Annotated in this window: 7 protein-coding genes; all 7 read right to left on the bottom strand. The window is 36.1% G+C overall.

Annotated features, from left to right (window positions below):
- Nucleotides 1-125: 125 nt before the first annotated feature.
- Nucleotides 126-740, bottom strand: a complete 615-nt coding sequence (locus EZV76_RS16725; protein WP_136567679.1) for a phospholipase D-like domain-containing protein — start codon at nt 738-740, stop codon at nt 126-128.
- A 119-nt stretch (nt 741-859) separates the two neighbouring features.
- Entirely contained in the window at nt 860-1321 is a 462-nt protein-coding gene (locus EZV76_RS16720; RefSeq protein WP_136567678.1) for an META domain-containing protein, read from the bottom strand.
- Nucleotides 1322-1447: 126 nt separating this feature from the next.
- Nucleotides 1448-2746: a caspase family protein gene (locus EZV76_RS16715; protein ID WP_136567677.1), complete on the bottom strand. Its 1299-nt coding sequence runs from the start codon at nt 2744-2746 to the stop codon at nt 1448-1450.
- Nucleotides 2747-2903: 157 nt separating this feature from the next.
- The gene (locus EZV76_RS16710; RefSeq protein ID WP_136567676.1) at nt 2904-3710 is read right to left on the bottom strand and encodes a hypothetical protein; all 807 of its coding nucleotides are present in this window, start codon (nt 3708-3710) and stop codon (nt 2904-2906) included.
- A 116-nt stretch (nt 3711-3826) separates the two neighbouring features.
- On the bottom strand, nt 3827-4993 hold the full coding sequence (locus EZV76_RS16705) for a teicoplanin resistance protein VanZ (RefSeq protein WP_136567675.1): 1167 nt from the start codon (nt 4991-4993) through the stop codon (nt 3827-3829).
- Between the two features lie 42 nt (nt 4994-5035).
- Entirely contained in the window at nt 5036-5530 is a 495-nt protein-coding gene (locus EZV76_RS16700) for a hypothetical protein (protein ID WP_136567674.1), read from the bottom strand.
- 290 nt (nt 5531-5820) lie between these two features.
- Nucleotides 5821-6597: a hypothetical protein gene (locus EZV76_RS16695; protein ID WP_136567673.1), complete on the bottom strand. Its 777-nt coding sequence runs from the start codon at nt 6595-6597 to the stop codon at nt 5821-5823.
- Between the last annotated feature and the right edge of the window lie 155 nt (nt 6598-6752).

The raw sequence follows: 6752 nt of genomic DNA, 5'->3' as shown, positions 1-6752 counted from the left end.
CAGAATAGATATAAAAGGAGAATCGATGAGAAGAAAATTAAAAAATAAAAACTAAGTTTAACCCAAGGATAGATCAAATCTGGGCAGTTCGTTTGCTATGGTCAGTTTTATCCGGCGAAGGTGGGTCAGTTTACCCGGCTTATCCAGTTCAGGGAACCCAAATAAGCTGTATGTCCATCGATGATATAGATCTTACCATGGATAAACATATCATTAATACGTCGGGTATCCGGGGCTATGTACACCTTGAAGGGAAAAAGCGGAGAATAAGAGTAGGAATACACCCGTAGCTTACGATATTTAGCATTCAGTCCCCTTGACACCAACCATAATAATAGGGAGGAGATCCAAAGGCCTAAAACCAAAGTAACGTTCTGGAACAGAAAAACACCAACTATTGAAAAAGCCAAAACAAGGATTGCAGCATAAAAACAAATGGTTTTCCAGAGGAACAATCGATGGCGGAGCTTCGACGCACTTTCATTTTCATGGCGGTGCTGGATTACCAAAGGTTTAAGGCTCCGTTCCTGTCGCCTGTCTCCCCCGTCCAAAGTATCCGATGTAATCAAAGAGACCTTAACTCCCCTTTGGTGCAACCAGATCAATTCCTGTACCAATTTAGGGGAAAGGTAGGGAGAGGATATCCTTACCGAATGTTGGGCATTGGAAATCTCATGGAGCAGTTTGGAACCTGCCCCGGTTCCCATATAAATATCACATTTGGCCTGGTTGAACCACATCACATTAAGTTTTAAGCAAACTTAAAGTTACGGAATCCCATTCCAAAAATGAAGCTAGTTTTATTCTTAAACCATTAGTTATCAACAAATTTAGACCAGTGAAGCAAAGAGAAAAAGCGTCAGTTTGGTTCCATGACAATGACCAAATCCTCATCCTCGGAATACAGAAAAAGTTTGGAACCTTTTATCTTAAAGGTTTTGGGTCCCGTGATATGATATAGATCGGTCCAGTCGGGTTCGTTCACCAAGGTCGTCGCAATGGGATCAATGGTCAGGGTACCATTCCTCTCTAGGGTATAGCCCCCATGATAGCCATTGGTTACGGATATGCCTGATACCACGCCCTTTCCATTTCCATCCGGTACGGTGAAGGTGGCCGTGATGTCGCCATTGTTGTAGTCCGGCCAGGTGGGGTTTTCCTCCTTTGTCACCTTTTGGTTGCCTTCCATATAATAGGCTACCTTCCAGCTTCCAACGAAGTCATACGAAATTGTTCCATCATCGTTTGAACAACTCACTAAAGCCATCAATAATATTGGAATAATGGATACTAATTTTTTAAGTAGGCCGATTGTCTTCATTGTCAATCCTTTTTTAGAGCAGATGTTACATATGCTATCAAGTTGCGTAGAATAAAAATCAATACGGCCTATTCTTTCAATTATTGGCCACTTAGTTTTTGGGTCACCGTAATACTACCCCTTTTATTAGCCAGGTATCCAGCCCAATCCAGATTCAGGAGGTTCTTCCTCAAAAGGCTTCCTTATCTCAAAATACGATTTCAAAAATTGCTCTACTGGTTCTCCCTCCATTATCGAATTGTCCAAGTAGGATATAGGCTGACCCTTTATGATAATTAATGGTTTTAAAAAATGTTCTTTATCCTTAATGGATAGAAAACAACTCAAAATTCCAATATCCCCATCAAACTCAATTTCATTTGCAATAATTTGTGGGAAGGATTCATCTGGATCTTCCATCCAATTAAATCCATAATTTATTTCATTTTGGATATTTATCTTCTTTAAGATATTGAAATCAACAATTTCTGATTCTAAATCCTCTGCCAACAGACGTTCATAAAATTTTGGCAAATACTCATCAACCATTTTCCCCAAAATATAATCTTCATCAATCGTTTTTTTGGTTAAGTTTTGTTGCTCTTTAGTAATACATATTTGGACTAATGTTAGTATAAGCTGCAATTTACCGAGTGGCATTGAACTGAAAAAAGGCTCTTCAAGTATTTGGAGAAGTTGTGGTAATATGATTTCCTTTTTGTCTTCCACCCATTGTACCAAAATATCTTCCACTTCAGGGAATTGTATTTCTTTGACCACAAATGAAAAATCCTTTCCATACAAAGAGGACTCTTCCCAAGGAATCTGCTTTTTGGATGTGTCATCCATCACAGCATTTCTAGTATATTTAAAAGCCAACTCTGCTGCTATATTGGGAATATTTAGGCTTTCAATCAGGTGTTTTGTGTAAATTCCATTTCGCTCAGATTTTCGCTCAATAGAGGTTGAATTTGGACTGGTCGAAAAGGCAATTAAGGTGCCTGCTGGGGCATTCATTTTGGACAATCCCATGGAAATGCCCTTTTTCCCCAGGCCAAATGGGTTATTTCGGCAAGCATCCAAAATCAAAAAATGAAGGTTTTCCCCAGAGGTGTCAATGAGAAGATCATCTGCGTGAATACAATTGTATTTTATATCCTCCACTTGTCGAATTTCAGAATCTGAAGCAACAAGGTAATTGTGTTTATCATCTTGGAGACCATGACCCGAAAAGTAAATAACCGAGACTGTTTCTTCTGTTATTGTCCTTTTGAAATCAGCTATTTCTTTGATTAGCTCTGATTGGGAAGGATCTAGAACTGTCTTACACTCAAATCCGTTGGAACCCAAGAATTTGTGCATATCCATAGCATCACTGATACAATTGTCCAAACCAGGTGCATGGCTATAGTTGTTTATACCAATTACTAATGCTTTTTTATTCATTTTTAATCCATATTCACATCGTTCATTGATATAGACAGGTAGTGGACCATATTCAATTCTGTGAGATGAAAAAACCTTTTTATTTAATAAATTTTGACAGGATCATTTGCAGGCTTTCTTCAACATATAAATGTAAGGATTTGCTTGTTAATTGACCTTATTTTAAATCCATTTTGGTAACTGATTTGATTGCCTCAAACACATCTAATCTATCCCTCTTGATAACTTGGTCAAATATGTCCTGCACGAAGTTAGCGACAAGGTATTGTGAGCCTTCTTCAGGTTCTATACCCAAGTCCAAACAGTCCCGATAATGGGATGCCATCATATAGTGACCATTAAGGTAAAATATATACGCTATATGCAAAATAAAGATACTGTTAAGGTCTTTTGAGAGGTTGTCCAACATCAATAGTCTTTTAGGACTGAAAATTTTTGGGTCATTGGCCAGCAAATTCCTATAATAAAAATAATGTAGATGTTCATTGCACCTTCCCCTTAATTTGTCCAGCTCACTACCCCTAAATTGATTATCCTTATAAAAAATTTTGGTGAGTTCCGTAGTCTTGGGAGAGTTAATAACATATTCCGACATGACCCTAAAACTTGGTATTTTTTCTGTTCCTTTTCTCCAACCATCAATCTTTTCAACAATAAAGTTGTCCAAACCAAAATGGTCCTGTAAATAAAGACTTGTGTAAATATTTATTATTGTGGAATCGTAATATTTTCTCAGCAATGCATAAGCATCATTGATATGTCCCTTTATCAATATATCCTTGATGGATTCAAGTGTTCCCTGGATTGACGAATATACATAGGTATCAAGATTTATGATTGCTTTGGTCCCTTGCCCCATCCAGTGGAATATAGCCAAGGAAAGATCTTTATAAAAATTACCATATTTAGTCAATTGATCAAAAATATTATGCTCTCTAATATCAGAGTGTAAATTTTCATTCATAGCCTTAAATTCTTTCTGTATCTTGATTACATTTCCATCAAAAACAAAATTTAGATTCTATCAGGTATTCTCTCTCATTTTAGTAGAACTCCACCTTCATGCTTATAAAAACTTCATTAGGCTTCATTGGCTGATTTTGCTTCTGTGGTTCTTAACTCTGTGATTTCCTCGGCACCAAATTCTTCGTTATGTTCTATAAAGTATGTTTCTCCATTTATAGCAAGTATAGATATAAAAGCTTCATCGTAAGGTTGGTTATACCTCTTTTCATGGGTTTCAAACTTGTTGAAATCCTCACTACTCCACGACCTGCTTTTCCTTATGGTATCAATATTTGTGTAATACTGTAAAAGACCTCCAACACAATAAATTTTTGAAACTTTATCAGAAAAACCACTTAATACAACAGCAACAAGGTCATTTTTTGATAATAGATGTTTTTGTGAAAAAATTTCTTCCAACTTATTTTTGTCAATGTACTGATGTTTGACTACATCCGCAACGCAAGGCAACTTGGCCTCTTCCCGTAATATAGAATCGTAGTGCAAAGTATATATATCTGTGGTTTTATAGGCCTCTATGTGCCGTGGCCCTATGTATTTATTGATGAACCCATCGGTATATCCCTTGGTCATCATATCCCCAGTCCGCAAATACATTTCATTGTCTGTCATCAATATGGGAAAAGGATCTATGGTCAATCTAAGAATTGCCACTGCACCGATACATTTTATGAGGTATTCCTCAAATTCTTCTATAAAAAACTGGGGATCCTTGGACCTATTCAATGGATGATTCTTGGAAACATAAAATGTTTTGAAACCCTGCTTGTGAACGTATTTGTTGAGTTTCTTTTTGACCTCGTCAAGCTCCTCAAAGTAGTCGGACATTTTAGATTTTATATCGGCAAATATTGATGCATTTTGTTCAAGGAACCTTACCATTTGGCCATACATAGGGAAACGACTTTGGCTTTTCCAATTTTGAAGCTCTTCCTCTCTCTTATCTTCGTCATTGTCTATTAAATAAGTCATTACTGTGGACACTTCGAGTGACTGTCTTAGCGAATAAAATGCACAGTCGAAATAACCTTGCTCAAAAAGGGCTATTGAATTTATCAATAATTGGCTTGATTCAAGAATAAAAGTGTTGGCGATTTGGGCATCCATTCTACCGGTCCAACTATGTTCGATGTTCAATAAATCTAAATGATAGACTTGCTTATCCAATATCTTGAGGGGAACTAGATTATTCTTTTCTCTACTTTCAGTAAATGAGTCCATAATTTCGGTTATTATAATGATTAGCCATGCAAAGCAAAGAAGTTACCTAAGCTCATTATCTCTTTTCATTATTCTTTTCAATACCAAAGAAGATTTTGGCCATGTGGGTTTCCCTTCAATTTTTTGGATATAAAATCGTAACCCAAACCTTAAGAAGTCCCATTGCATTGAAAATGGACCCTGCTCAATTTCCTTTGGAACGTTTGGCAGATTATTTAAACAGGATTTCCTGAATACCTCAAAATTTAAGGTAAATGATTGTTGTTCATCCGCCAAAGGAATTATAAAATTATGCCCATTCTTTTTTGCCTTATACTTTTCTAAAAGGGAAATCTCTTTTGGTGCAAGGAGCAAAATTAAATTGGATGTTTCTATATCAGAGAAAGGTATTCCCCTAATACCATCTTTAAACCTCTCTCCATTTTTTTGGGTTGAATGAATATATCCAGATGTATGGAATGTAAATTTGTGTCTAAGAAAATTTGTTGATATTGGATTGTTTTCGATTTTTATTCGACCATCTGATAGAAGTTCCATTGGAAAATATCTGAACACTTGGTTTGATTCTTCATACAAATGAAAATGGAAAGAATTGTCACTCGAGATAAAAACACTAAGGTATTTATATAATTCACCCCTGTACTTGAAAATAAAACGTAAAGGCTGTGTCCTCATTTAACAGGTTTATTAAGATTTTATGTTTCCATTCCTCCAATAGTCTTTATTGTTTCCGACGTAAATGATGGTAAATTCTTATCATTGAAAGCAGGTTCTCCTCTATTGAGACTATCCCCAAACCTTTACTCTCTGTCGGGAATGGATGAAGTTCATTCGACATACTCATTTATATCATCTATTTGATTCCATAGATTATAATGAAAATCCATACCGTCTGTGATAAATAAATCTATTTTTCCCGCTTCGGGACTATCCATTTTCCTAGGTCGATTGACAATTTGATAATTTGTAATAGCATTCTTCGGTAACCTTTGGTTCGTCTTGGTCAAATCCTTTAACCCAGGCAGTATTTTTCCAATTTCAATTGAATTTTCCACCGTGGGAGGAGGATCGAATAATTCTATTAATGCGGGGATGATCAATCGTGCCAAATTATCCAAGTCGATAGCGTTACGAACCGGTGGAGTATAAAAAACAGTTATGCCAATTGGATATATCAAGGGAAATAACAATTTATGCTTTGATTTAAATTCATCCAAATTCTCTCTTAACCTTTGCTTAAAGATTGTTTTTTCACCTTCTGCAATGGGTGCACCACCTAAAGCAATGGTGTTAAAGGACATCGTAGTCAGATTTTCCATTGCTTTCCAAATACTTTGGAATTTTGGATCCTGGACATAATCCTTATTTCTTTGAAAATATGAATGAAATAGATTAACCAAATCCTTATAGTTTATCGCGTGGGATTTCAGGTAGGACTCCTGCAGCCTCTTAAGGTAATATTCCTTTTGGATGGAAAAGGTATCTGCCATTCCATTTTTTACCATCGAATCCTTTTCCTTTAATAAATCTATATATGAATCATAGTCATTGTTATGGTTAGCGATAAGATCTGACTTGTTGTCTATTCGTTCATCTATTTCCACTTCATGGGACTGTAAATCTTCAACTAAAAGTGGACTGAACTTGGTCTAAAGATAAGTGATGGTTTTGTTATCTTCAAGGCTAGCCTTGAAGATGGATTCATTAACCATTTAAAACACTTAAAATGACAAAGAAGAAGAACACGGAATCAATCGTA

Origin of the sequence: Flagellimonas alvinocaridis (genome assembly GCF_004916895.1) — a bacterium.
Lineage (GTDB): Bacteria > Bacteroidota > Bacteroidia > Flavobacteriales > Flavobacteriaceae > Flagellimonas > Flagellimonas alvinocaridis.
The sequence above is the reverse complement of the archived record's forward strand: the minus strand, read 5'-3'. Positions and strand labels throughout refer to the sequence as shown.